Source organism: Lysinibacillus sp. NPDC097287, from assembly GCF_044761695.1.
In the GTDB taxonomy this organism is placed as follows: Bacteria; Bacillota; Bacilli; order Bacillales_A; family Planococcaceae; genus Lysinibacillus.
Map to the genome: position 1 here is coordinate 1 of NZ_JBIWCX010000067.1, position 1,280 is coordinate 1,280.

Sequence of the window (1,280 nt, forward strand, 5' to 3'; positions counted from 1 at the left end):
AGTCACGACACAGAACTCGAACACTCGCTCCGACTGGACACTCGACGTCGCCGACGACGGCACCGCAACACTGGTCCGCCCAGGTATCGCATCAGCACAGCTCACTGTCACAACACTCGACGAAACCAGCTACGACAGCATCGTCAGTCTGTACGCCACCACCACACATGATCCTTCCCCAGCTGCCGAACCCCAGGCTGCAGACTTCGGGGACTTCGGTTGGGAGGGGGCACGTCTCGACTTCGACATCACGACCGAAAACCTCATCACCAGCGCCGACCCTGCGGCGTTCACGGTAGTTCGCAACGACGACAACGTATTCGAGGAAAACAACTCCGAGACAGTCGGTGACACCGAAACCGAGACCACCGCGTCCGAGCCTGACGTCCCCACAACCCCACACATCTGGATCCGCGTCCTCGGAGAACCCACCCTCACCCCACTCACCCCAGGCTCAACGGACCGCGAAAACTCACGAAGCCTCACCGAAATCGCCGCCCTACTCGCATTCAGCGACGACGGCGTACCCGCAACTGAACTCACCGCAAAAATGTGGCCCCACGACGTCGAACTCGTCAACACGGCCAGCACTGAAGCAGAAGCGAAAACAGCAAAGGTACGGCTCCGCAGCCGCCGCAACCAAGCAGTCACACGACTACGCAGCTGGATGGGAGACACCGACACCGGAGACGCAGCGCTCATCAAATCCGGAGACAAAACCGGCCGAACACCACTCCGCCTGCACCCCTCAGTAACCACAGACTGGGACTACTGGAACCACCTCGTCGACGCACACCCAGCCACGACGACAACCGAACGCCTCCAAGCCGCACTCACACTGGTAACCGGTCAACCCTTCACCAGCGACGACCCCACCGCATACCGATGGGCAGATCACACAAAGCAAGAAATGATCTCCGCAATCACCGACGTCGCAGAAGAACTCGCCGGCCGCTACATCCGCGGCGAACAAGTCACCCAGGACCTCGACGCAGCAGGAAAAGCAGCCCAGACCGGCCTCACAGTCGACAGTGCCCACGAAGGCTGCTGGCGAGCGGCCATCATCGCCACCCACTTCTCCGGAGACGTCGAAACCACCCAAACCCTCATCGACACCCTCAAAAGCGAACTCGACGAACTGCAAGTCGACGCACACCCCGAAACCAACGAACTCCTCAGACAGCTCGACACCACCACCGACTATCGAATCGGAGCCGCATCATGAACCGCCGCCTCGCAGCCGTCTTCACCCTCGCCGCGGAGGCATGCCTGACCGCAAG

At 60.9% G+C, this 1,280-nt stretch carries 1 protein-coding gene; it reads left to right on the forward strand.

Going from position 1 to position 1,280, the window contains the following annotated elements; translation table 11 throughout:
• On the forward strand, positions 1-1,225 hold a 1,225-nt coding region (locus ACIQ2D_RS22075), incomplete at its 5' end, for an AfsR/SARP family transcriptional regulator (RefSeq protein ID WP_402867428.1).
• Between the last annotated feature and the right edge of the window lie 55 nt (positions 1,226-1,280).